This is a genomic window from Jutongia huaianensis (assembly GCF_014384985.1).
GTDB lineage: Bacteria > Bacillota > Clostridia > Lachnospirales > Lachnospiraceae > Jutongia > Jutongia huaianensis.
In genome coordinates, this window is the sequence record NZ_JACRSX010000005.1 from 26,708 (window position 1) to 50,677 (window position 23,970).

Annotated in this window: 16 protein-coding genes and 5 tRNA genes; 19 read left to right on the forward strand and 2 right to left on the reverse strand. The window is 43.9% G+C overall.

The window, feature by feature from the left end; genetic code table 11:
- The first annotated feature begins 59 nt into the window (after positions 1-59).
- From H8704_RS05695 to H8704_RS05730, 8 genes are all read left to right on the forward strand, one after another.
- On the forward strand, positions 60-3,551 hold the full coding sequence (locus tag H8704_RS05695) for an InlB B-repeat-containing protein (protein WP_249297644.1): 3,492 nt from the start codon (positions 60-62) through the stop codon (positions 3,549-3,551).
- Between the two features lie 31 nt (positions 3,552-3,582).
- The gene (ybaK, locus tag H8704_RS05700; RefSeq protein ID WP_249297645.1) at positions 3,583-4,062 is read left to right on the forward strand and encodes a Cys-tRNA(Pro) deacylase; all 480 of its coding nucleotides are present in this window, start codon (positions 3,583-3,585) and stop codon (positions 4,060-4,062) included.
- A gap of 113 nt (positions 4,063-4,175) precedes the next feature.
- On the forward strand, positions 4,176-5,555 hold the full coding sequence (locus H8704_RS05705) for an Ig-like domain-containing protein (protein ID WP_249297646.1): 1,380 nt from the start codon (positions 4,176-4,178) through the stop codon (positions 5,553-5,555).
- 46 nt (positions 5,556-5,601) lie between these two features.
- Positions 5,602-6,225: an NUDIX hydrolase gene (locus tag H8704_RS05710; protein WP_283241949.1), complete on the forward strand. Its 624-nt coding sequence runs from the start codon at positions 5,602-5,604 to the stop codon at positions 6,223-6,225.
- 322 nt (positions 6,226-6,547) lie between these two features.
- Complete coding sequence (locus H8704_RS05715; RefSeq protein WP_022464709.1) at positions 6,548-7,954, forward strand: ABC transporter substrate-binding protein; 1,407 nt, start codon at positions 6,548-6,550, stop codon at positions 7,952-7,954.
- 95 nt (positions 7,955-8,049) lie between these two features.
- Entirely contained in the window at positions 8,050-8,970 is a 921-nt protein-coding gene (locus tag H8704_RS05720; protein ID WP_249297647.1) for a carbohydrate ABC transporter permease, read from the forward strand.
- A gap of 2 nt (positions 8,971-8,972) precedes the next feature.
- Positions 8,973-9,851: a carbohydrate ABC transporter permease gene (locus tag H8704_RS05725; RefSeq protein WP_022464707.1), complete on the forward strand. Its 879-nt coding sequence runs from the start codon at positions 8,973-8,975 to the stop codon at positions 9,849-9,851.
- Positions 9,852-10,027: 176 nt separating this feature from the next.
- On the forward strand, positions 10,028-12,028 hold the full coding sequence (locus H8704_RS05730) for an ABC transporter substrate-binding protein (protein WP_249297648.1): 2,001 nt from the start codon (positions 10,028-10,030) through the stop codon (positions 12,026-12,028).
- 84 nt (positions 12,029-12,112) lie between these two features.
- Here H8704_RS05730 and trhA read toward each other — a convergent pair whose 3' ends face one another.
- Positions 12,113-12,838 (reverse strand): PAQR family membrane homeostasis protein TrhA, encoded by a 726-nt coding sequence (trhA, locus tag H8704_RS05735; protein ID WP_022464705.1) that lies wholly within the window; start codon positions 12,836-12,838, stop codon positions 12,113-12,115.
- Positions 12,839-13,079: 241 nt separating this feature from the next.
- On the opposite strand from trhA, the gene H8704_RS05740 reads away from it, so the two are divergent.
- From H8704_RS05740 to H8704_RS05770, 7 genes are all read left to right on the forward strand, one after another.
- Positions 13,080-13,274, forward strand: a complete 195-nt coding sequence (locus tag H8704_RS05740; protein ID WP_022464704.1) for a DUF951 domain-containing protein — start codon at positions 13,080-13,082, stop codon at positions 13,272-13,274.
- A gap of 82 nt (positions 13,275-13,356) precedes the next feature.
- A tRNA-Pro gene (locus H8704_RS05745) sits at positions 13,357-13,431 on the forward strand.
- Between the two features lie 58 nt (positions 13,432-13,489).
- Positions 13,490-13,560: transfer RNA gene (locus tag H8704_RS05750), tRNA-Gly, on the forward strand.
- Between the two features lie 4 nt (positions 13,561-13,564).
- A tRNA-Arg gene (locus H8704_RS05755) sits at positions 13,565-13,638 on the forward strand.
- A gap of 92 nt (positions 13,639-13,730) precedes the next feature.
- Positions 13,731-13,804, forward strand: a tRNA-His gene (locus H8704_RS05760).
- A gap of 86 nt (positions 13,805-13,890) precedes the next feature.
- A tRNA-Gln gene (locus H8704_RS05765) sits at positions 13,891-13,962 on the forward strand.
- Between the two features lie 222 nt (positions 13,963-14,184).
- Positions 14,185-15,870 carry an AAA family ATPase gene (locus H8704_RS05770; protein WP_249297649.1) on the forward strand — a complete coding sequence of 562 codons (1,686 nt, stop codon included), beginning with the start codon at positions 14,185-14,187 and terminating at the stop codon, positions 15,868-15,870.
- Between the two features lie 121 nt (positions 15,871-15,991).
- Here the strand turns inward: H8704_RS05770 and H8704_RS05775 are convergent, their stop codons facing one another.
- On the reverse strand, positions 15,992-17,863 hold the full coding sequence (locus H8704_RS05775) for a leucine-rich repeat domain-containing protein (RefSeq protein ID WP_249297650.1): 1,872 nt from the start codon (positions 17,861-17,863) through the stop codon (positions 15,992-15,994).
- Positions 17,864-18,241: 378 nt separating this feature from the next.
- On the opposite strand from H8704_RS05775, the gene H8704_RS14370 reads away from it, so the two are divergent.
- From H8704_RS14370 to H8704_RS05790, 4 genes are read left to right on the forward strand one after another with little or no spacing between them, the layout of a single operon-like run.
- On the forward strand, positions 18,242-18,397 hold the full coding sequence (locus H8704_RS14370; RefSeq protein WP_022464701.1) for an ATP-binding protein: 156 nt from the start codon (positions 18,242-18,244) through the stop codon (positions 18,395-18,397).
- Positions 18,336-19,004 (forward strand): AAA family ATPase, encoded by a 669-nt coding sequence (locus tag H8704_RS05780; RefSeq protein ID WP_334299399.1) that lies wholly within the window; start codon positions 18,336-18,338, stop codon positions 19,002-19,004. Before H8704_RS14370 ends, H8704_RS05780 begins: the two co-directional genes overlap by 62 nt.
- Before the next feature lie 31 nt (positions 19,005-19,035).
- On the forward strand, positions 19,036-19,932 hold the full coding sequence (locus H8704_RS05785) for a glycosyltransferase family 8 protein (RefSeq protein WP_249297652.1): 897 nt from the start codon (positions 19,036-19,038) through the stop codon (positions 19,930-19,932).
- Positions 19,925-23,953, forward strand: coding sequence for a leucine-rich repeat domain-containing protein (locus tag H8704_RS05790; protein WP_249297653.1), 4,029 nt, complete (start codon positions 19,925-19,927; stop codon positions 23,951-23,953). The genes H8704_RS05785 and H8704_RS05790 overlap by 8 nt, the downstream gene beginning before the upstream one ends.
- Positions 23,954-23,970 lie beyond the last annotated feature (17 nt).

Sequence of the window (23,970 nt, forward strand, 5' to 3'; positions counted from 1 at the left end):
GCAAAATGTTACGAAATGATTTTCGTTGAGGGAGATTGATTAGAAAATGAGGTGTAAAAATGAGGAGAAACAAAAAGGTATTGAAAGCTGCAGCCTGGGCTATGGCATTTACGATGGTAGTGACCGGTGCGGAGATTCCGGTATCGGTAACGGCGGCGAGGAAGCCGAAGCTTAATCGTAAGAAAGCAACGCTCCGGGTCGGCAAAACCACCCGGCTTCGGGTAAAAAATGCGGGCAAAAAGAAGGTCAAATGGTCCAGCAGCAAGAAAAAAATTGCAACTGTCAATAAAAAGGGAATCGTAAAGGCGCAAAATCCCGGAAAAACCGTGATCAAGGCAAAAGTGGGCGGTAAGGTTCTCAAATGCCGCGTTACAGTCAGAAATCCGATCGACAGTATGCCTTCGGCAGATGTTTCGTCTGCGGTTCCGGTGACTCCTTTGCCGACAAGCCAGGTGGCAGCGACAGGCACGCCAAAGACATCAGCCAAGGTAAGTCCGGGAGCAAGTCAGAAGCCGGGGCCATCCGGTGATCCGGGAGCGTCCGTTTCTCCAACCGGCAGCCCCGATGTGCAGCCGTCCGCTTCCGCAGGCGTTGATCCGACATCCGGTGCAGATGTGCAGCCGTCCGCTTCCACAGATGTTGATCCGACATCCGGTGCAGATGTAAAGCCGTCTGCTTCTGCCGGCACAGACCCGGCAGGCAGTCCGGAAGCAACTGTTATACCGGGCGCATCAGGGACACCGGAGGTTACTGCTTCCAGAGAGCCGATTATTGTGGAGACGGAGGAACCGGAACCGGTTGAGGCGACAGAGACACCGAATCCATATACCTCTGAGGTACAGATCATTACCCGGAAGGACGGAGTAACGGTTGATGTCAGCGCATGGGACGGCCCGGCCAATACATACTATCTCAGAAAGCAGGGAGAAGATTTCTTTGAAGATGGGATGGAAGTTCAGGCAGGTACATACGATATTTATGTTTTCGATGGAGAGACCACAGAGGATACCGGAGTGGATGTAACGGTAGATGGCAAGCATCTTAAGAAAGTATATGTTGATTATTACACCGTCAGCTTTAATGATGAGGGCGGTTCCCTGCTGAGAAACGTGGAGAAGCAGGTGGTCCGTAAGGGACAAAAGGCTGCGGAACCTGATTTTACGCCGGGAAAAGATAATTATTCCTTCAAGGGCTGGTACTGGTATGCGGATGAAGAACTGGATACCGAGCCGGAGTTGTATGATTTTGATCAGGAAGTCACAAAGACAACCAGTCTGATGATCGAATGGGTATATTCAGGGGCAAGCACAGTATATACAGCAGAATATTATCTGGAGAATCTGGATGGTACATATTCTGCAGTACCAACCAAAACGCAAGAAGGAATCAGTGCTTTGTCAGATGCTATTGTGAGAGCGTCTGACTATCCCCAATCTGGTTTTGAGCCTGATGATTCCAAAAATGAAGATGTATCTGTAAAAAAGGGAGAGAACACAGTTGCCCGTTTCTACTATAAGAGAAAAAGCTATACACTGACATGGGAGCTGAACGGTGGCAGCAAAGATCAGCAGACCGCGATTCGGGAAAATATACTGTATGGTCAGCCTCTTGTGGCACCGACAGATATATTAAAAGCAGGATATCACTGCAAAAGCTGGCTGAAGCAGAATGATCTTCCGGTTGTAGACGGAGAGAAGATGCCGGCATCTGATATGACGTTGAAGGCAGTCTGGGAAATAACACAGTATTCTATTGATTATGAACTGAATGGAGGCGTTTTTGTCCAGGGACAGCTTCCGGATAAGACATACACCATTGAGACAGGTTATTATTCCGACAAGATCCCGGTGAAAAAAGGCTACACCTTTGAGGGCTGGGCTGGAGACAATGGTAATACACCACAGACCTCCATTACCATATCTCAGGGCAATACAGGAGATAAGAGCTATCAGGCAGTCTGGAAGACCACAGAATATAAGATTGAGTATGATCTTGACGGAGGAAGCTGGGGCGGTCTGACTCCAATGAGTGCATATACGATTGAGAGCGGGGATATTGCATTACCGGTTCCGGTTCGGGATGGTTATACATTCTCCGGCTGGATTGGCAATAATGGCACAGAGCCGCAGGTAAATGTGGTCATTACAAAGGGAAGCACAGGAAATAAGAAATACATCGCAAACTGGAACAAAAAGGCAACGAGTACACCATCTGCCAGTCCAAGTGCGAAGCCGACAGCGAGCGCAAGTACGAAGCCGACCACAAAACCAACTGCAAGTGCGACCACGAAGCCGACAGCGAGCGCAAGCACGAAGCCGACCACGAAACCAACCGCAAGTGCGACCACGAAACCGACGGCAAGTCCAAGCACAAAACCGACCACGAAGCCGACCACGAAACCAACCGCAAGTGCGACCACGAAACCGACGGTAAGTCCAAGCACAAAACCGACCACGAAGCCGACCACGAAACCAACCGCAAGTGCGACCACGAAACCGACGGTAAGTCCAAGCGCAAAACCGACCACGAAGCCGACCACGAAACCGACGGCAAGTCCAAGCACAAAACCGACCGCGACACCAACGACGAGTCCGAGCACGAAACCGACCACATCGCCGTCTGCTGAACCAATTGTATATCCGGGAAAGATATTGACGGTTGGGCAGTATAAGCTGAGTCTGGGATTGACCAAGGCACAGGTACAAGAGGTAGTAGGCTCAAGTGTTTATAGTAAAGCGCCGAGAGGAACATCACCACAGGGCTATGAATCATATACATTTAATCTTGGTGATGATTTTAAGAAAGTGATTGAGGTGCAGTTTAAGAATAATGTTGTTGTGGAAATGTCAACCATCGGCAGCTTTAGCTATGGAGATGATGTACAGTCGGGAAATACCACCTCTGCATTAAGCAGCAAAGGTTTCTCTGATAAAAGCGGAAGCTACAAGTATACACTTTATAGCAAATCGACAGACAAGGAATATATTGATGTGGTAGTAGATTCCCAGAGAGGCGGGCAGGTTTATGGTGTTCAGATCTTCGATAAAAATCTGGGATTACTGGATAAGCTGTTGTACCCGAAAAACTGTACCTATAATTCCGGTGTGAATAAGTATCAGGCAAAGCTGTCAGCATATTATCTGAACGCATATCGTGTGTACCATGGTGTATATGAGATGTCTATTTCTGAGGAGGGCGTTGCACAGTCGCATAGTGAGTATATGGCGGAGCATAACAGCGATACGATGGATGAGGGGAGTACAACCTGGGAAACCCGTTTTGATGATAATTACAATAATGGCGGGGGTTTGTTCTGCAAAGCAGAATATACTTCCTATGGAAGCCCGGACGCATTTTCTGCAGTGACCTACGCTATTGCAAAGCAGGGTTCTGATACGAAATTCTATCAATACATTCTGATGACAGAGCGTGCGGATAAGAATGGGGATATGCAGGAAGTATCTGATCTGCATATTGAATGTGGCTTTGCCAATACAACGTCTGGAAATAAACTGACATTCTCTGCATTTGATTTTTATGAGCCATTGTAAATAAAAATATTGACATAATCAGGAGGCATCTATGGGAAAAGAAACCAAAACAAATGCAATGCGTATTTTAGACCGGCAGAAAATTCCGTATCAGCTAAACACCTACGAATGTGGGGAATTCATTGACGGAGTGACGATTGCTGATCAGCTGGGACAAAGCTATGATATGTCCTTCAAGACTTTAGTTATGACAGGAAAAAGCAGACAATATTATGTGTTTGCTCTTCCGGTAGACAAAGAAGTGGATATGAAAAAAGCAGCGAAGGCCGTCGGAGAAAAAAGCGTGGAAATGCTGCCGGTCAAGGATATTAACAAGGTGACCGGTTATATCCGGGGAGGCTGTACCCCTATCGGTATGAAAAAGCAGTTTCCTACGGTGATCCACGAAAGTGCGGCCGGACTGCCGGAGATGATCGTCAGCGGAGGCCGGCTTGGAGAGCAGATCATTCTGAAACCGGAGGATCTGTGTAAAGTCACAGGCGGCAAATTTGCTGACATTATCCGTGACTGACGCACATAGCAAAATAAACGGTATATTCGGAGGCAGCAGATTCTGCCTCCGATTTTGCAGAAAAAGACAACAGGAGATATTCAGATTGTAGTAGAAAGGAAAGGGTGATTATCATGAAGAAAAATTGGAGAAAAGGACTTGCTGTCATTACGGCAGCAGCACTTGTCATTACAACGGCAGTCCTTCCGGGAGGTGCCAGCGCCAAAGGAAAGGTGAAGCTTAACAAAAAGAAGGTGACCATGAAGGTTGGACAAAAGGTGAAGCTGAAGTTAAAGAACACCAAAAAGAAGGTGAAATGGAAATCCTCCAAAAAGAAGATTGCATCCGTTACTGCCAGGGGAGTTGTAAAAGGCAAAAAGAAGGGAACTGCCAAAATTACCGCCAAATGCGGTGGAAAAAAATATGTCTGCAAGGTGACGGTAAAGGGCAGGGGTGAAAGTATCGTGGAATCAGGGGCACCGGATGCTTCTGCGGCACCGGGCTCCAGCGCAAAACCATCGGCAAAGCCGGGAGCAAGTGCCAAGCCATCCAATAAGCCGGGAGCCAGCAACAAGCCTGCCACCACAACCTCCCAGCAGGTAAAGCCATCCACGGCAGCAGAGAATACACTGGCTGTAGGAAAGTTTAACATTACCTTAGGAATGACAAAGGCAGAGGTACAGACCGCAATGGGAGCGGGACCGGACAGCACCGGCACTTCTCCGCAGGGAAATGAGTCTTATATTTACAACCCATCCGGAGATTATACCAATTATTTTGAAATGCAGTTTCGGGATGATAAGGTAGTGGAAATGTCAACAATTTCTGCATATTTCCGTTATGCAGATCTGGTTTCCTCCGGGGATTCCGCAGATACACTCACCGGTAATGGATTTGCCAGCATGAGCCGTTTTGATTACGAAGCCGGATACAGTTATGAAAAGGGAAGTGCGTTTGTCAATGCCTTTGTGGATCATCAGGGCGGCGGTGGCGTATATGGTGTCCAGATTTTTGATAAGAGCCTGAATTCCAAGCTGGATAATCTGATCATTCCCAAAAATTGTCAGTATAGCCAGGAAGTGGTGGATACCATGCGTTCGGAAATGAGTGATTTCGTCAGTGCGTTCCGTGTATTTAAGGGAAAAGCGGCAATGGGTCCGAGTGCTGTCGGTATCGCCCAGGTTCAGGCGGCAGAGATGGCGGCTGCCGGAAAGACCCAGCAGAGCAGCGCGGACGGAACGACATGGAAAGATCGTTTTAAAGAATATTATGGAGACTACTATAGAGCGACAGAATTTGTAGGGGACAGCTGTGAAGATGCCTTCAGCTTTGTAGTTTATGCGATTGATACCACAAAGAACAACACAGAAGCGACCTCGATCATTTATAAATATATGACGATGGATCAGGACGAGAATGGAGAACCTCTTGACTTCAGTGTAGAGTGTGGCTTTGGCTATAACACCGGTAACAAACTGATTACATTTGGTGTCATAGATATTTATTGCCTGTAACAGATAAGCGACAGGAAAGAGAAATGATTTGGAAGGGACAGAAAATATGCAGGGAAGAGCGCATGGAAATGGCCTGAAACGCCAGACAGATAATAAATTTCTCAACATGTATGAAGTGGATGCCGTCCGGAGGGACGGTGTCCACTTCCCATATTATGTTGCAACAAGAAGAGAGCCGGGGGATCTGATGTATGAGACCGGCATGCTTCGGGCGGACGGAGTGGTGATCTATCCGGTTTACCGCCGTGATCCGGAAAAGCTGGTGATCCTGCGCCAGTTTCGTTATCCGGTCAACGATTATATGTATGAGGTGCCGGCAGGACTTGTAGATCCGGGAGAAGATCCCATGGAAGCGGCAGTCCGTGAACTGAAAGAGGAGACAGGATTTACTTTTACTCCCTATCAGGACTATGATCCGTCACTTCTTCGTCCTTTTATACAGAGCCAGGGAATGTCTGATGAATGTGATGTGACGGTATTTGGCTATGCGGATGGGGATATGGACAGGAGAGCGCCGGAGGCAACAGAAGATATTCAGGTGATCCTGGCGGATAAGCAGGAGATACAAAGAATATTGCGGGAGGAGCTTGTTTCCCTTCGGGCAGCATATCTGTTTACTGCATTTTTAAGAAGTGACCCGCAGAATCCCTTTGAATTTCTGAATATATAAGTTGTGCCGAACGAAAATGTTTAATGTAAGTGGTTTTTTATGACATTTTACCGAAAATCCCCACATTATGTGGGTTGGGACACATTCTCATCACAAAATGTAGTCAAATATGACAACAAAAATAAAAAAATCAAAAAAATACTTGTATAATTTGCTGACATGTGTTATAGTGGTCTTACGGAAAAAGTTGAGGGAACGTTCCTAAACAACGTAATCATTTTCGTAAGGATGGTTACATTTTAAGAATGGTGATACCATGATATTTCTGCTGTGGGTGCAGCATAAATATAAAGCAAACAATTTAATTTAGAGGAGGCTTTTTATGAGAAAGAAAGTATTAAGTGTACTTCTGTGTACAGCAATGGCTGCAACAATGTTAACAGGCTGCGGCGGTTCTGCAGACGACACAAACAAGGGAACAGACAATAATGCAACAAGTGGTGCTTCAAGCGCAACATCTGAGAAGAAATCTACAGCTCAGGTTTCTGACGGTGGTAAAGTTCTTAACATTCGTTGTTGGAACGATGAGTTCAAGAGCCGTATCGAGGATCACTATCCAGGATATAAGAAGACTGGTAAGTGGAAAGGTAAGATCGGCGATGTAGAGGTTAAGTGGACAATGGTTGCTAACGAGGGTAACGCTTATCAGGACGCTTTGGATCAGGCACTTCTGAACCAGGCAGACGCTAAGGCTGATGATAAGGTTGATATGTTCCTTGTTGAGGCTGATTACGCACTGAAGTATGTAAACTCAGATTACACAGTAGACGTTGTAAACGATCTTGGTGTTTCTGAGGATTCACTTTCAAACCAGTACAAGTACACACAGGATATCGTAAGAGATGCTGAAGGAAAGCTTAAAGGATCTTCATGGCAGGCTTGCCCGGCTGGTATGATCTACCGTCGTGACATCGCAAAGAAGGTATTCGGAACAGATGAGCCTGATAAGATTCAGGAAATCTTCTCTGACTGGGATGCTTTCAAAGAGGCAGCTGCTAAGCTGAAAGATAAAGGATATCTTGCAACAGCATCTGTAAACGATGCATACCGTGTATTCTCTAACAACGTAACATCTAAGTGGGTAGAGGATGGCAAGATCAACATTGATGAGAACATCAAGACTTGGGTTGATATGTCCAAGGAAATGGTTGATAACAAAGAGACAGCTACATATGATCTTTGGTCTTCTGACTGGAGCAAGGGCTTCATGAAGAGTGGTAACGTATTTGCTTACTTTGGACCAGCTTGGTTCTTCAACTTCTCAATGAGCGCTGATAAGAAGGGCTCTGTTGGTATCGATGGCGGATGGGCTCTCTGTAAGGGACCTCAGAGTTTCTATTGGGGCGGTACTTGGATCTGTGGTGCAAACGGCACAGATAACTCTTCTCTTGTAAAGGATATCATCGAGAAGATGACAACAGATGAGTCAATCATGACAGACATCGTTAAGAAAGATAACGATTTCGCAAACAACAAGTCTGCAATGGATACTCTTTCTAAGGATAAGAGCTTCAAGAACACAATCCTTGGAGGACAGAATCCACTTCCAATCTTCTGTGACGGTATTGAGAGCATTGACCTCAGCAACCTGTCATCTTATGATCAGGGATGTAACGAGGAGTTCCAGAAGGCTATGAAGGATTACTTCGATGGCAACGCTGATTATGATGCAGCTCTGGAGCAGTTCTATCAGTCAGTTGAGACTAAGTACCCTGACCTTACACACTAATAGCTCGGGCGTATAAAATGTAACATGAATCTGGATGTGCCTGCTTACGGACGTAGGCAGGCACATTTTATACCTAAAAAAGGAGAGAAAAAGAAATGAGCACATCTCCAAAGAGACGAGGAAAAGTTGAAAAACACAATAAATGGGGTTACATTTTCCTGATTCCGTTTGTTGTTGTGTATGTTATTTTCCAGCTGATTCCTTTGATTAGTACCGTCTATAACAGTTTTTATGAAAACTATCGTTCCGGTTTGATTCAGGTCGGACCGAACTTCGTAGGGATGGATAACTACAAGGAATTGTTTGCCGGAGGATACTTCTGGTTGTATTTAAGAAATACCTTAATTATGTGGGTACTTGGATTTGTTCCACAGATTATCGTATCATTGATCCTGGGAGCATGGTTCTCCGATATGAGACTGAATATTAAAGGCTCCCGTTTCTTCAAGACAGTCATTTATCTGCCAAACCTGATCATGGCATCCGCATTTGCAATGCTGTTCTTCGCATTATTTGCAGATACAGGCCCTGTAAATGCTATGCTGACAGGCGCTGGCTTGCTGAAAGAGCCATTCCACTTCTTATCAAATAAATGGAGTGCAAGAGGTTTGGTTGCTTTCATGAACTTCCTGATGTGGTTTGGTAATACAACGATCCTGTTGATGGCAGGTATGATGGGTATTGATCCATCACTGTTTGAGGCTGCCGAGGTGGATGGAGCAACATCCACACAGGTATTCTGGCAGATTACTATGCCGCTGTTAAGACCGATTATGGTTTACGTTTTAGTTACTTCCTTGATTGGTGGTTTGCAGATGTTCGATGTTCCACAGATCTTAACAAACGGAACTGGTCAGCCGACTCAGACCACAATGACACTGATCATGTACTTGAACAAGCACCTGTTTAGTAAGAACTACGGTATGGGTGGCGCATTGTCCGTTGTAATGTTTATTATCACGGGTATCCTGAGCTTGATCGTGTTTAAGGCATTTGCACAGAAAAAGGAGGATTAACGATGGCGAATTCAAGAACACCAAGTGATGAGATTACAAAAGAGGGATTTGGCATTCATGCACGTCGCGCGATTGCATACATCTTTCTGATCATTATCACGATTTTATGTTTGTTCTGGTTTTATGTACTTTTCGTAAATGCTACCAGAACACATAGTGAGATTCAGTTAGGTTTCCATGCACTTCCGGGTACAAACTTTGCTAAGAACTTTTACAATACGATTATCAATGGTTCTCAGCCGGTTTGGAACGGTTTGATCAACAGCGTTATCATTGCTGCACTGAGTGCTGTATTAACAACATATTTTTCAACAATGACGGCATATGCACTTCATGTGTATACCTTTAAATTGAAAAAAGTTATGCATACTTTCATCCTGATGATCATGATGATCCCGACTCAGGTTACCGCTCTTGGTTTCCTGCAGCTGATCATGAAGATGAACTTGATGAACAGTTTTATTCCATTGATAGTACCGGCTGTGGCTTCACCGGTAACATATTTCTACATGAAGCAGTATATGGAATCATCACTGCCGATTGAGATTATTGAAGCATCCCGTATTGATGGTGCCGGCGAGTTCCGTACCTTCAATCAGATGATCCTTCCAATTATGAAGCCGGCAATTGCAGTACAGGCAATCTTCTCATTTGTAACAAGCTGGAACAACTACTTCATTCCATCCTTGATCTTAACGGATGACAAGAAAAAGACACTTCCGGTATTGATTGCCAACTTACGTAGTGCAGACTTTTTGAAGTTTGATATGGGTCAGGTTTACATGATGATCGCGTTTTCTATATTCCCGGTTATCCTTGTTTATCTGATACTTTCAAAACATATTGTACAGGGTGTTGCATTGGGAAGCGTAAAGGGCTGATGCCCTTTATGCCCCGGATAGTAATATCCGGCAGGACCTGATAGTACAATGATCCTCTCTTTCTCATTGTATATGGGGCTGTCTGACAGGAAACTGTCGGGCAGCCCTTTTGGGTTGCCCAAAAATTGTTTGTGTGGTATGCTAAAAAAGAATAGTATATGATTGAGGAGGTAACTATGCATCATTTATGGAAGAAAGGACTGGCGCTTGCGCTGATATTCTGTGTTTCCGTCAGTGGAGTGGGATGTTCTGGGAATAAAAAAGATAAAAAGAAGGAGCCGGCAGCGACGGAAGATGTGTCGTCAGAAAAGGTAACAGAATTGCCAAAGGTTGAGGCAGGAGGCAAGGGAAAGGATAAGTCGGATGTGCCTCTTGTGGTGGCATGTGATGCCTTCGAGAAGCAATTCAATCCATTTTCAGATAAAAATAAAGCGGATCAAAAAGCGGTCAATCTGACGCAGCTCCATCTTTTGACTTTTGACAGGGAAGGGGCTGTGGTAAAGCATGCGATTCAAGGAGAGAAACGTCGTTTTAATGGAGAGACTTTTTATTATGAGGGTCCTGCCAATATAAAGATTCGTCGTGATCACGATGAAGATACCACATCTTATATCATTACATTGAGGAAGGATCTGACCTTTAGCGACGGATCTCCGGTGACAGTGGATGATGTGATCTTTTCTATGTATGCGTTTGCAGATAGCAGCTATCAGGGGGCGGAGACCTTTGGACAGCTTCCGATTATTGGTCTGGAAAAATACCGCGGTACTTCCGGAAAGGACAAGGGAAAAAGTGCTCTGGATATCGATGGGATTGAAAAGGTGACAGATTATAAAGTGAAGGTGACGGTCAGGGGATATGACCGCGATGCCCTTACGGCGTTAAATATTCCGGTCTGTTCCCTGCAGTTTTATGGAAACAAGAAAGAATTTAATGTGCTGGCAGGAAGCTTTGGATTTAAAAAGGGAGATATTTCCAGCCTGGTCAAAAAGAAAAATGCACCGTTTGGTGCAGGACCGTATCAGTATATTAAATATGAAAAGGGCATTGTATATTACGAGGCCAATGAAAAGTATTACCGTGGATGTCCGGAAACGGCATTTGTCCAGTTGAAGGAGGTAGCGGGATCATCTGACGTGCAGAAGCTGGAGGCATTGACCAATGGCGATTTCGATGTCGTGGATATGAGTGCATCCAACAGTGTTATAGATATCATCACAGAGGAGAATTCCAGCGGTAAGCTCACAGGACGAGTATATGGCGGTAAGCTGTGGGATGGAGATTATTATCATTATATTGGTATGAATGCAGAGAAAGTGTGCGTGGACGGAAAAGCGGACAGTACACGTTCAAAAAATATGCGAAAAGCCTTTGCGGTTTTATTTAGCTGTAACAGAAGCAATATGGTAGAGCTGAGCCAGAAGGGAGCCGCAGTAATTGACTATCCTGCGTCCCAGATATCCTGGTCTGTGCCACAGGCAGAGGATGAAGAGTATGAGCAGGCATATAACAAAGATGTAGATGGCAATGTGGTCTATAATAGCAATATGAGCGTAGACGAGCGTGCTCAGGCGGCATGTAAAGCAGCTTTGGGATATTTGAAAAAGGCTGGATTTAAGGTTAAAAAGGGCGTAATAACAGAGGTTCCGGAAAATACACGAAAGAAATATATTATTTACATTCCAAGTGATGCACAGCAGCAGGGTATGCTTACGATTGCCAGAAATGCCCGGAAGCTGTTTAAACAGCTTGGCTTAAAGCTGGAGCTGAAAGAAGGTTGCAGTCAGAAGAAGCTTGAAAAGCATTTGCAGCAGGGAACGGCGCAGATCTGGTGTGGCAAGGCAGAGACGTCAGTCAATGGAGATATGTATGCAATGTATCATAGTCGCCTACAAAAGGACAAAACGGCAGGAAGCCGGAATTATTTCCGGATTCAGGACAGTGATCTGGATGATTATATTGAGGATAGTATGAAAGCGGTAAAGCTGAAAAAAAGCATCTCTCTCTATGCGCAGAGTTATGATAAAATCCTTGACTGGGCGGTAGAAGTCCCGGTATACCAGGAACGTAATCTGACCATATTCAGTACGGCAAGAGTGAATCTGGAGACGGTTGCACAGGATATCAGTCCGTATTATGACTGGATGCAGGATATCCAGCTGGTAGAGATGAAGTAGTGAAAGCAAGCCGGGAAATGACAGAATCGCTGGGCAAAACGCAGGTTTTGCCCTTTTTTTAATGCTCTTAGAAAATATCGGTTGTTATTTTAACAGATAGCTGTACACCATAATAAAGTGACAGAGACTGCCCCCCATAACAAAAAGGTGAAAGATCTCATGGCCGCCAAAGCCCGGATGCAGCCGGTTAAATACAGGAAGTTTTAAGGCATAGATCACACCGCCGATCGTATAAATAACGCCTCCTGCAAACAGCCAGAAGAATGCCTGAGGGGACATGTAGTGATAAATACTGCGGATTGCAAAAATACACAGCCACCCCATAGCGATGTAAATGGTGGAGTTGAGCCATTTTGGAGAATCAACCCAGACCGCCGTAAGGAATAAACCGGCCAGAGCAAGTCCCCAGACGATCAGGCATAAAGGTGTACCGATAGACGATGGCAGAACCAGCATACAGACCGGAGTGTAGCTTCCGGCGATCAAAAAGTAGATCATGATATGATCCAGCTTCTTCAGCAGAAGTGTTGCTCTGTCGTTAGTTATGACAGCATGGTAGAAGGTACTGGCACCGTAAAGCAGAATCATGCTGATAATAAATAAGAGACTGGAAACAATACTTTTGATATGACCGGTCTGCGCGGCCCTTTCTAATAAAAATGGTGCTGCAGAGACAGCGGCGACCATTCCAATAAAATGGGTGATAGCGCTGGCTGGGTCCTTTAAGCGGAATGTTGTATGGGATACAGCCGGAGATTGTGAAATAGCCGTTGATCCCGGATAGGATTGTGAATTTGTAAGTGTAGTCATAATATCCCTCCGTTCTATTGAATTATCCATGTAATGAAAAATGGTTTACAAATACAATACACATAGTATTAAAAACTACTTTATGAAGTATAATATACATCCTTTTCGGAATGTATGCAAGTAGTTTTTTCCTTGTGTGGAAAAAGAACTGTTTATACAGATATTTACAAAAATATAGTAGAAATGTTATGATGAGAGAAAATCCTTACAGGAAATAAAATAAGAAAGCGGGGAAATAAGGATGGAACTTCATGTTGGTGATGTGATCAAAATGAAAAAACAGCATCCATGTGGAGAAAATCGCTGGAAGCTGGTGCGGGTTGGTATGGACATAAAAATGGAATGTATGGGATGCGGACATCGTGTTATGTTGCCGCGAAAGCAGGTAGAAAAGGGCTTTCGAAGCTTTCTTGAAAAAAAAGATGAAAAAAATTAAAAAAAATCGAAAAAAAGTGTTGACATTTTGAGCCGAGTATAATATACTCTTACTTGCGTCACGGAAATGACTTAAAACTTTTCGGGGTGTGGCACAGTTTGGCTAGTGTACCTGATTTGGGATCAGGGGGTCGCAGGTTCGAATCCTGTCACCCCGATTGTGACGCAAGTTATAAATTTAATATAGGGAAGTTGATTTTGGGCTTTCCAATTTATGCGGGTGTAGTTCAATGGTAGAACACCAGCCTTCCAAGCTGGATACGTGGGTTCGATTCCCATCACCCGCTCTTTGTGCTAGTAGCTCAGTTGGATAGAGCAACGGCCTTCTAAGCCGTTTGTCGGGGGTTCGAATCCCTTCTGGCACGTTGATCAGAGAGGATGCTGTTGCTGATATCTCTGATTTTGTTAAGTAAGCAGCTTTTCGTACCAGCGAAAAGTTTGCCACATTATATTTATGGTGGGTATAGCGCAGCTGGTTAGCGCGCCAGATTGTGGCTCTGGAGGCCCTGGGTTCGAATCCCAGTATCCACCTTAGAATCCTTGTTATATCATATAGCAGGGATTTTTGTTATAAATGGTGCTTTTCTGGAAATGCAGAGGAAAGCACAATAGAATAATGGGCTATCGCCAAGCGGTAAGGCACAGGACTTTGACTCCTGCATTCACCAGTTCGAATCTGGTTAGCCCAGTAGAGAGAATCCCTTGTAGACAGCGGTCTGCAGGGGATTTTGTTTTTTTCGGAGGGATGGAGAAAGGCAGAAACGTGTTACTGGGCATTTTGGGATGATTTCCATTCATTTTTGTCATTCTGGCCGCATTTTATGGCTGTGTTTCGACTTGTGCTGGAGTAAAAATATCGTTATAATATAACTAATAATGTTTGATGGCGAATGAGGGAGGCAGGTGAGTGTATGAAAAAAACGATCAGTATAGGAAAGCAGAGTTTTTCGTCTTTACGGGAGCATGACAACTTTTTTGTTGACAAAACTAATTTTATCAAAGAGTGGTGGGAAAAGGAAGATGATATTACATTGATCACACGTCCCCGTCGTTTTGGTAAAACCTTAAATATGAGCATGATGGAATGTTTCTTTTCCAATAAATATGCAAATCGGGCGGATCTGTTTGAAGGGCTTTCTATCTGGGAGGAGGAAAAATATCGGAAGCTGCAGGGGACATACCCGGTAATCTTTTTGAGCTTTGCTGCGGTGAAGGCGGATAATCTGTCAGATGTAAAAGAGCAGATCAAGCAGGAGATCGTCCGGCTTTATCGGAGAAATGGGTATCTGGCAGAGTCTGATTGCCTCAGCGAGGAAGAGAAGAGGGAATATCGGGAGATATCTGTGGAAATGTCAGATGCAAGATTGGCCACCTCTATCAGTGTCCTATGCGAATATATGAGCAGATATTACGGTAAGAATGTGATTGTTCTTTTGGATGAGTATGATACGCCAATGCAGGAGGCATATGTTCAAGGCTATTGGGATGAATTTACATCATTGATCAGAAGTTTATTTAATGCTGCATTTAAGACAAATCCTTTTCTGGAACGTGCAATCATGACCGGAATTACGAGGGTGTCGAAAGAGAGTATCTTTTCAGATTTGAACAATCTCCGGGTGGTGACAACAACGTCAGATCTGTATGCGGATTGTTTCGGTTTTACAGAGGAGGAAGTTTTTTCTGCATTAGATGATTATGGAATGGGGGACAGGAAAGAGGAAGTAAAAAAATGGTATGATGGTTTTACTTTCGGAGAGAAAAGAGATATTTATAATCCATGGTCGATCACCAATTATCTGGAGGAAGGGAAGTTATATCCATATTGGGCATCGACCAGTTCCAATGGACTTGTGAACCGGTTGATCCGGATGTCATCTGCAGACGTGAAAGAGAAGATGGAGGATCTGCTGCAGGGAAAGACGATTGTTGTGAATTTTGATGAGCAGATCGTATATAACCAGCTTGATCAAAATGAAAATGCGATCTGGAGTCTTTTGCTTGCCAGTGGCTACCTGAAGGTGGAAGAGGTCGATTACCGCGGAATTACAAGAGAACCATGGTACACGTTGAAGATTACGAATATTGAGACATTGAGTATGTTTATGACAATGTTTCGGGGGTGGTTTCAGAACTCCGATGCGAACTATAATGATTTTGTTAAGGCATTGTTAAAAGGCAGCTTAAAGGAAATGAATATTTACATGAATGATGTGACACTTGCTACCTTCAGCAGCTTTGATGCCGGAAAGAAACCTTCTGAGAAAAATCAGCCGGAGAGATTTTATCACGGATTTGTTTTAGGGCTTTTGGCAGAATTAAGGGATCAATATGAAATACGTTCTAATCGGGAAAGTGGATATGGACGATATGATGTAATGCTGACCCCATTGAATAAGAATGATAATGCAATCATTATTGAGTTTAAAGTACATGAACCGGAGGAAGAAACTTCTTTGCAAGATACCGTACAGTCCGCTTTGGATCAGATTTCCGAGAAAAATTATGATGCTGAACTGTTAGCTCGTGGAATTCCGGTGGACAGGATCCGTCATTATGGATTTGCGTTTGAAGGGAAAAAGGTCCTGATTGGATAAATGAAAAAGGGCTGTAGAACTAAATAAATAGTTCGACAGCCTTTCGTTTACTCACTTAATGATAAGACCAAATGATTCGTTTGATCAATAATCAATCATCATAGTCAATGTTATCATCACTTTACCAAGGGTAAAGAACCGTTCCGTCACTTTTTACCACTTTTTCTGCATCCCACTCAGAATAGTTTGTGGCGGTGCCATCGTAAATGACCAGAGGAACATTTCTAAAAGCACCTCTTTCAATGGTGGTTACAGTGTTTGGAATGCTGAGCGTGGTCAGCTTAGAGCAGTCAGCAAAAGCGTTGTAATCAATGCATGTTACACTGTTTGGAATGTTAATGGAGGTCAATCCACTACATCCGTTAAAGCAGTCGGAACTGATTTTTTCAATGCCATCAGGCAGAGTGATCGATGTTAATGAGCTGCAGCCGGCAAAAGCACAGGATCCAATTGTTGTCACTTTGTCCGGAATATTAATGGATGCCAGATTAGCACAGTTTCCGAAAGCCCAACTACCGATTTCGGTTATGGTATCCGGAAGTGTGATGGAGGTTAATTTATGATCACTATCCTCCCAAGTAGATTCTTCAAAAACCTCGTCTCCTATTTTAGTTACATTGTCGGGAATCGTAACATCACCACTGACATTTTCACTGATATCCAAAAGAATGCCATTTATTATAAAAAAGTCGTTGCTTTGCAGTTGATTCGCTAAATATGGCGTGCCATTGAATGCATTTTCTCCAATCTCCGTGACACCGAAAGGAATATTGATTGTTTCCAAGTTACTGCAGTCCTCGAAAGCACTGTAACCAATACGGGTTACATTATCCGGAATATCAATGGCTGTCAAGCTGCTGCAACTTTTAAATGTGCCTCCCTCAATACTGCTTATACCGCTCGGAAGCTTAATACCGGTTAAACTGCTACACCCTTCAAAAGCATAATAATCAATGGATGTAACACTTTCAGGAATGGTAACGCTGCTTAAATTATTGCATCCCTCAAATGCTCCCCAATCGATGGTTGTAACTCCATCAGGAATGGAGACGCTGGTTAGATCTTTACAAGAGGCAAATGCGTCTATTCCAATGATGGTGACTCCGTCTGGGATCACGATATCTCCACTTGTTTTTGGTCCATGACGATATAAGATATCATTAATGATCACGAAATCCTCTGTCTGCATACGATTATTTAACCAAGGAGTTCCTTCGAAAGCAACGGAGGAGATAAAAGATACTGTCTTTGGAATGATGATGTTAGTCAGGCTGCTGCAGTTTTTGAATGTATCGCCCTCAATAGATTTTAAACCATCCGGCAGGGAGATGCTTGTTAATTTTGTGCAGCCTCTAAACGCATTGTCGTTTATTTCGGTTATGCCTTCCGGAATAACAAGCTCTCCGGATATGGTGTCGCTGCAGGAGGTAAGGATACCATTCTCGACCGTGATCAGACCGGCTTTCAGATATTCATCCCAGGATTTTGGCTCATCTACAGCGTCTGTCGGCTTGCTGTCCGGAGCCTTGCTTGGAACTGCCGCTGTTGTCCCGGCAGGATTTGGCGCAGCACTTGCGGAAGCAGCAGGCACATTGGATGCCTTTGGCGCAGCGGAAGCGGTTGCAGCCGGTACAGGGGATGTTACGTTGGCAGCCGGTTTGACAGTTACCTTGATGACACATTTTTTCATGCCTTTTGCAGAAACTGTGATTTTTGCAGCTCCGGCTTTTTTGCCGGTGATGCGGATGTTTTTCTTTACTGCTTTGACATTTGCTATTTTTTTGTTAGAGATTTTCACTTTTAATTTGTTGTTTTTGATGTTTTTGGCTTTTACCGTAACGGTTTTTCCGATGGATACGGTTATTTTGGTCTTATTGACCTTGATCTTGGCGGCGGCTTGAGCCCGACCGGTCTGAACCGGCGACAGGATCGTGGTGGTCAGGAGTCCTAGGACTGCAAGACCGGAAATGAGTTGTTTTTTCGTTTTCTTCATTGTTATCCTCCTTGTATTTTGGTGATATGGGGCAAAAGGCATTTTGTCCCCAGTGGATGCGGGGATGTTTCCATGCATCAGTATGGTGAATGACTGCATTGTATCAGGTTCTATGATATCATTTTGATATTCAATAAGTCAACTTAAAGTATAGTTTATCACTGTTAAGATATATTGCGAATTCCGGCCGATAAACCTATGTACAATGTGTTTTCATTGTAATACGAAGGGGGTTGTTGAGTTTTTCCTATTTTGCATCGTAGAATTTTGTTACGCCTCTTGTTTTTTTATGTAATCTTGGGTGGAATATTACCAAATCATGATTTACTAAATCGTGATTTGGTAATATCTGATATAGCATTCCGGGAGGTGTAGTTTATGTTTATTGGCAGAGAAGCAGAGCTTGATTTTTTAAATGATAAATATGAAGCAGAGGGTGGACAGCTTGTTGTTTTATATGGAAGGCGGCGTGTTGGCAAGACGGAAACGCTCAGAGAATTCTGTAAAGGAAAACCGCATGTCTTTCTTTCCTGATTATTCTGAACGGGATAAAGTGATTTCGTATTCCGTTCTTGGAGGTATTCCGCATTATTTAAAACAATGGGATCAGAAGCTGTCGGTTGCGGAGAATATTAAGAGGAATATTTTAACAAAGGGATGTATTTTATACAGTGAGGTTGATTTTCTGCTGCATCAGGAGCTTCGGGAAACTCCGGTTTATAATTCCGTTATTGAAGTGGTAGCACTTGGCAATACAACCTTAAACAGTATCAGTCAGAGGTCGTTAATGGAGGACACTTCCAAAACAAGTGTATATCTGAAAAATTTGATCGAACTTGGGATTGTCCAACGGGAATTCTCGGTTGATGCGAAAGGAAAGGAACGGGCAAATGGCAATAGAGGAACATACAGGCTGACAGATAATTTCTTTCGTTTCTGGTATGCATTTGTATTTGCTAATTTCTCGCAGTTGGAGGATGGTGATGTAGACGGTGTTTATGAGTATATCGTAGAGCCGGCACTTCACGAATTTGCTGCTAGGAACAGTTACAGGCTTCGTCCTGTTAATTTTTGCAAAATTTCCTGTCGTTGCTACAGGAACTATTGTGGTGAAATAGGAGTTATGGTAACATTAAAGTAAGCACTAAAAATAAAAAAGGAGGAGAATAGGTATGGAAGCGATTCAACCGGCATGTATCCCTGTGAATCTTTGTTTTGCAGCCAATGAAAAATATGCCAGACATCTGGCAGCTGCTCTTTATTCTGTGTTGAAAAACAGAGATACAAAGCGGTTGTATGATGTTCTTATTTTGCATAAGGATATCAGTGAGGAGAGTCAGAAAAGAATTCTCGAAATGGAAAAAGAAGGAAATGTTTTTATCCGTTTTATTTCGATGGAACAATATGAAAAGCAGGTAGCATACGATGTGGGGGCCTATTATTCGGTCGAGACCAATTATCGTTTGTTTCTATTTGGTGAAATGTTCGCAAAGTATGACCGGATACTGTATCTTGACTGCGATCTCATCGTGGAAGGAGATATCAGCGGATTATATGATGTGGAGCTCGGAGACTGCGAAGCAGCGGCTGTCAGGTCGGAGGATTTTCGTCTTTTATCAAAGATTAAAAAGCCCATTTTCATGGATCGTTTTCCCTATAATGTAGACAATTACCGAACAGATGCTCTTGGCATGAAAACGCCGGAAAATTATTTTAATGCAGGTGTTCTTGTCATGGATCTGAAAAAAGTGCGACAAAGGATTACCCAGAAACAGGTATTTGAAATTCTTCATCGTCATAATTATTACTACAATGACCAGGATGTCTTAAATATTGTGTTCGATGGAAGAGTGAAAAATGTGGACTGCCGATGGAATTACATGACCTATATCCCGGAGCAGTTGGCAAAGGAAAATGTAAACAACAGAAAACTTTTTGAGGAGCTTTATCGTGAAAATCCCTGTATTATTCATTATACAAGTGCGGAAAAACCATGGAACAGCGAAACGAAAGTTTTCGGAGACCGATATTGGAAATATCGAAAGGAAATGGAGAGAAAGTATGCATAAAAAGTTTTATTTTAACAACAATCAGTCTCAGATTAAAAGAATCCGGAAAAATTTAAAGCAGCAATGGACGAAAGCGGTATGTATTGGTACTCTTTCAGCAACGGTACTGACGGGAGTCCCGGTATTTCCGGTAACCCACGCATATGCACAGGAGGTAAGCGTTCAGGCAGAAAAAAATGTTACCTATAATCTTCAAGATACGGAATTACTTACCGAGAAGACCATTGCGGATTATGGCGGCACGAAACATGAAGTAACGATCATCGAGATTAATATCACGGAAGACGGTACTTACACGATCACAGGGAGCAATGAGATCAATGGCACTTATATGGATGTACATATTACGGTGGCGGATGGAGTGAAGGCAAATGTGATCTTAGACAACGTAAATATTCAAAATGATGATCTGTATGATCTTGATATCAAAGGTTGTGCCAGCGATGATGAGAGAGACCAATTGTTCCCATTTATGGAGATTATGGGGGCAGCGAACCTGTATCTTAAAGGGAAAAATACCATTACCATACCGGTGTTAGATAAAGGAAATGGAAAAGTTAATACCTCCGTTATTTTTAAACTGTATGGTCAGCTGACTGTCCGTGAAGATGCCGGCACACCGGGTTCTTCTTTGGAGATAAATAATGCAGGTTATTTGCTTCATGGAGGCGGTTCTGACGAATATTCTAGTGTCGGTGGAAGTTTTACGATGGAGTCGGGAACGCTAACGGCATGGGGCGCAAACATAAATTATTTGGAACAATGGCATATGCTGGGAGGCGCGATCAATTGTTATATGTCTAACCTGGTTTATTATGGTGATTATCAGTTTCTGGGTGGAGATATAAATACCACAACGTGGAGTAGAGTGACATTAAAGATGGGTGCGGCACGATTGCTTGGTAGTGCATCAGGAGCGTCGTTTGAGGATAGGAATGGCTATTCGTTACAAAAATTGACGGTTTCAGATCTGCCGGCGAGTCGGAAAGTTACTGCGGTTAACGGGTATCCGTCAAGTACATTGGAAACATCGGAAACCGGAACATTAGAGGCTTATCTGCGAAAGGGCAGTAATGTCATTGAGATTGACGGTAAATCCTATCTTTATAAATGGTATGAAGAAACGTCGAAGCTGGAACGACAATCCGATGCAGAGTTGTGTACGGTTCAATTTGTTCTTGACGGAAGTGAAAGCCCATATTGTACGGTAAAAGTGGAAAAAAATACCGCATTTGGCAAATTATTTAATGATACCCAATATACTTACACATATCAGACGAAGGATGGCACGGAATTTAATGAAAAAACCGAGATCACATCAGACATGACAGTTACAATGAAGTCATATGTCAGGGAGTATAATGTGACAATTGATGGAGTTCCGGAGAAGATGAGTACTCTGCCGGCAGGTAAAATGTATTTGAATCCACCGGAATCTTATGATGGTAGTTCCAAGTATTATTATGATTATGGCAGCTGCTATTATGGGGGAAGCCGTGTGACACGGGATATGACCCTGGAAAGTCTGGATGTCGTTACAGATCATGGCACAGACTATGTGAAAATATCCGACAAAGAAGAGCTGATCCGCTTTTTCAAGATGGCGGCTGTCGATGATCATATCAATGCCAGACTGGAGGCGGATATTGATATGAATGGCGAAAGGTTAACCATTTATATTGGTGATTACGCAGGAATCTTTGACGGAAACGGATATTCCATCAAAAAAATGAAGGGAGAACAAAATGCTACCGGTGCCATCTGTCGTACATTGAAGGGGACGATCCGGAATCTCTGTATCGAAGATATTTGGCTGCCGGGTTCGGAGGATGAAATTGAAAAATATTACGGCAGAGGCTCGGCGGGTGTAATCTGCGGGATTAACCGTGGCCTGATCGAGAATTGTAAGGTAGCAGGAAGTAAGATTACGCTAAATTGTGTTTCTACTAGTGGTATTTACGAGAGTGGTTATGATCCGATGGGTACGGTAGCCGGTGTGAACCTGGGAGAGATCCGTAACTGTCTGGCGGTTAAGAATGAATTTGATACGTCAATATTTAAAAAATTTTCTACAAAACCGGATGAAAGCAAGATTCTTTTCCCAATCGCCGGAAACTATGGAACGATTACAAATTGTTACTATGATGCGACAGAAAATGTGGAGACAGAAGATACAGAGATTCGTGCCGGTATCGGAAGAACGGCAGAAATTTTCAAATCCGGGGAAATCTGCTATCTTTTAAATGATAAGATTTCGGATGGAACGCAAGCCTGGTATCAGAAGCTCTCGGAAGAAACGGGAGATGCTTATCCGACGTTGGTGAAGGAAGAAGGAAACACAGTGTATGATGGTTATGTAAACTGTACCAAAGCATACACCAATGAAAAGGATAGCAAAGAAACACATACATTTACCTATACAGCAAAGGACGATACACTGACTGCAACTTGTAAATGGGCAGAAGATCATCAGGCAAACGCAGTTTTGAAAGTGGCTTCCGCAGTTTATGACAAGAAGGAGCACGGTGCGGATGTGGACTATGAGGATGCGTGGACAGCACTTGGGATTGAACCAGCCGATATTCAGTATTTGCGTGACGGAAAAACTACGACGGATATCACTTCGGTGGGTACTATTACTGCAGTGCTCGCACAGGGAGATGTCAAGGCGGAGAAAGAGTATACGATTGCGAAAGCAGCACAGCCGGATAATGTGCCGGAAGCAAGTGCCTCGGTTCCATTTACGCAGAAGAAGGTAACACAGGATATGCTGAAGCTGGAAAACGGCTGGGAAATTTCCGAAGATAGCATAGGCATGGATATTCCGGAAAAGGAAAGTGTGACAATAGATGTCGTTTATACCGGTGAAGATGCACAAAGTTATGAAAATATTATGGCGAAGGTGCAGGTTCAACGTGCGGCGTGCGGTCATGATCTGGTAAAAGTAGATGCTGTTGCAGCGACGGAATCCAAAGAAGGCAATAAAGAATATTATCTCTGTAAAGACTGTGGAAAACTGTTTGGAGATGCGCAGGGAACGAAAGAGATTACGAAAGAAAGCACGGTATTACCTAAAGTGGAGAAGCCACAGCCTACGGTAAAACCGACAGTAGTGCCGGCTACATCGGTTCCGGTCACATCAATCCCGGCCTCCGGAGCACCGGCAGCGACGCCGGGAACAACGACCCCTGCCACAGGTACACCGGCAACGACGCCGGGAACAACGACCCCGGCCTCCGGAGCACCGGCAGCGACGCCGGGAACAACGGCCCCGGCCACAGGTGCGCCGACAACGACGCCGGGAACAACGACCCCTGCCACAGGTGCGCCGACAACGACGCCGGGAACAACGACCCCGACACCAGATATACCGACTCCTGTACCGGGAACGCCAACGCCGGCACCGGATGCGCCGACTCCAGTACCGGATATGCCAACGCCGGCACCGGGTGCGCCGACTCCAGTACCGGATATGCCAACGCCGGCACCGGGTGCGCCGACTCCGATTCCGACAGCAGCGCCGCAGGAGACGGCACAATCATCTGCAAAACAGTCTTCCGTTCCGAAAACGGAGAAAAAAGACAGCAAACTCACGGATGAGACGGGAGCAACGTATAAGGTGACCGGTACAACGGACAAAAAGCCAACGGTGACGTATATTTCTACGAAGAAAACAGGGAAAGCGTCCATTACAATTCCATCAAGTATTGAAGTAAATGGCGTAAAATATCAGGTGACATCCATTGCGGACAATGCTTTTCGCAAAAATAAGAAGTTGAAAAAAATTACAATCGGAAAAGAGATTGTTTCCATCGGAAAGCGGGCTTTTGAAGGTTGTAAAAATTTGAAAGAAATTGTCATTGAGACAGAGAAATTAAAAGCCAAGACAATAGGCAAGAAAGCCTTTGCAAAGACTTCTTCTGAAGCAGTTGTAAATGTGCCAAAGAAAAAGGCAAAAGAATATAAAAAGCTGCTGCGTAAGAGAGGACTTAGTAAAAATGCGGTATTCAAAACAAAATAGAGAAAGGAGATAAAAAA

Excerpts from the sequence above, each read along its gene's own strand:
- H8704_RS05695 (WP_249297644.1), top strand. The coding sequence starts at position 60 with ATGAGGAGAAACAAAAAGGTATTGAAAGCTGCAGCCTGGGCTATGGCA.
- ybaK (WP_249297645.1), top strand. The coding sequence starts at position 3,583 with ATGGGAAAAGAAACCAAAACAAATGCAATGCGTATTTTAGACCGGCAG.
- H8704_RS05705 (WP_249297646.1), top strand. The coding sequence starts at position 4,176 with ATGAAGAAAAATTGGAGAAAAGGACTTGCTGTCATTACGGCAGCAGCA.
- H8704_RS05710 (WP_283241949.1), top strand. The coding sequence starts at position 5,602 with ATGCAGGGAAGAGCGCATGGAAATGGCCTGAAACGCCAGACAGATAAT.
- H8704_RS05715 (WP_022464709.1), top strand. The coding sequence starts at position 6,548 with ATGAGAAAGAAAGTATTAAGTGTACTTCTGTGTACAGCAATGGCTGCA.
- H8704_RS05720 (WP_249297647.1), top strand. The coding sequence starts at position 8,050 with ATGAGCACATCTCCAAAGAGACGAGGAAAAGTTGAAAAACACAATAAA.
- H8704_RS05725 (WP_022464707.1), top strand. The coding sequence starts at position 8,973 with ATGGCGAATTCAAGAACACCAAGTGATGAGATTACAAAAGAGGGATTT.
- H8704_RS05730 (WP_249297648.1), top strand. The coding sequence starts at position 10,028 with ATGCATCATTTATGGAAGAAAGGACTGGCGCTTGCGCTGATATTCTGT.
- trhA (WP_022464705.1), bottom strand. The coding sequence starts at position 12,838 with ATGACTACACTTACAAATTCACAATCCTATCCGGGATCAACGGCTATT.
- H8704_RS05740 (WP_022464704.1), top strand. The coding sequence starts at position 13,080 with ATGGAACTTCATGTTGGTGATGTGATCAAAATGAAAAAACAGCATCCA.
- H8704_RS05770 (WP_249297649.1), top strand. The coding sequence starts at position 14,185 with ATGAAAAAAACGATCAGTATAGGAAAGCAGAGTTTTTCGTCTTTACGG.
- H8704_RS05775 (WP_249297650.1), bottom strand. The coding sequence starts at position 17,863 with ATGAAGAAAACGAAAAAACAACTCATTTCCGGTCTTGCAGTCCTAGGA.
- H8704_RS14370 (WP_022464701.1), top strand. The coding sequence starts at position 18,242 with ATGTTTATTGGCAGAGAAGCAGAGCTTGATTTTTTAAATGATAAATAT.
- H8704_RS05785 (WP_249297652.1), top strand. The coding sequence starts at position 19,036 with ATGGAAGCGATTCAACCGGCATGTATCCCTGTGAATCTTTGTTTTGCA.
- H8704_RS05790 (WP_249297653.1), top strand. The coding sequence starts at position 19,925 with ATGCATAAAAAGTTTTATTTTAACAACAATCAGTCTCAGATTAAAAGA.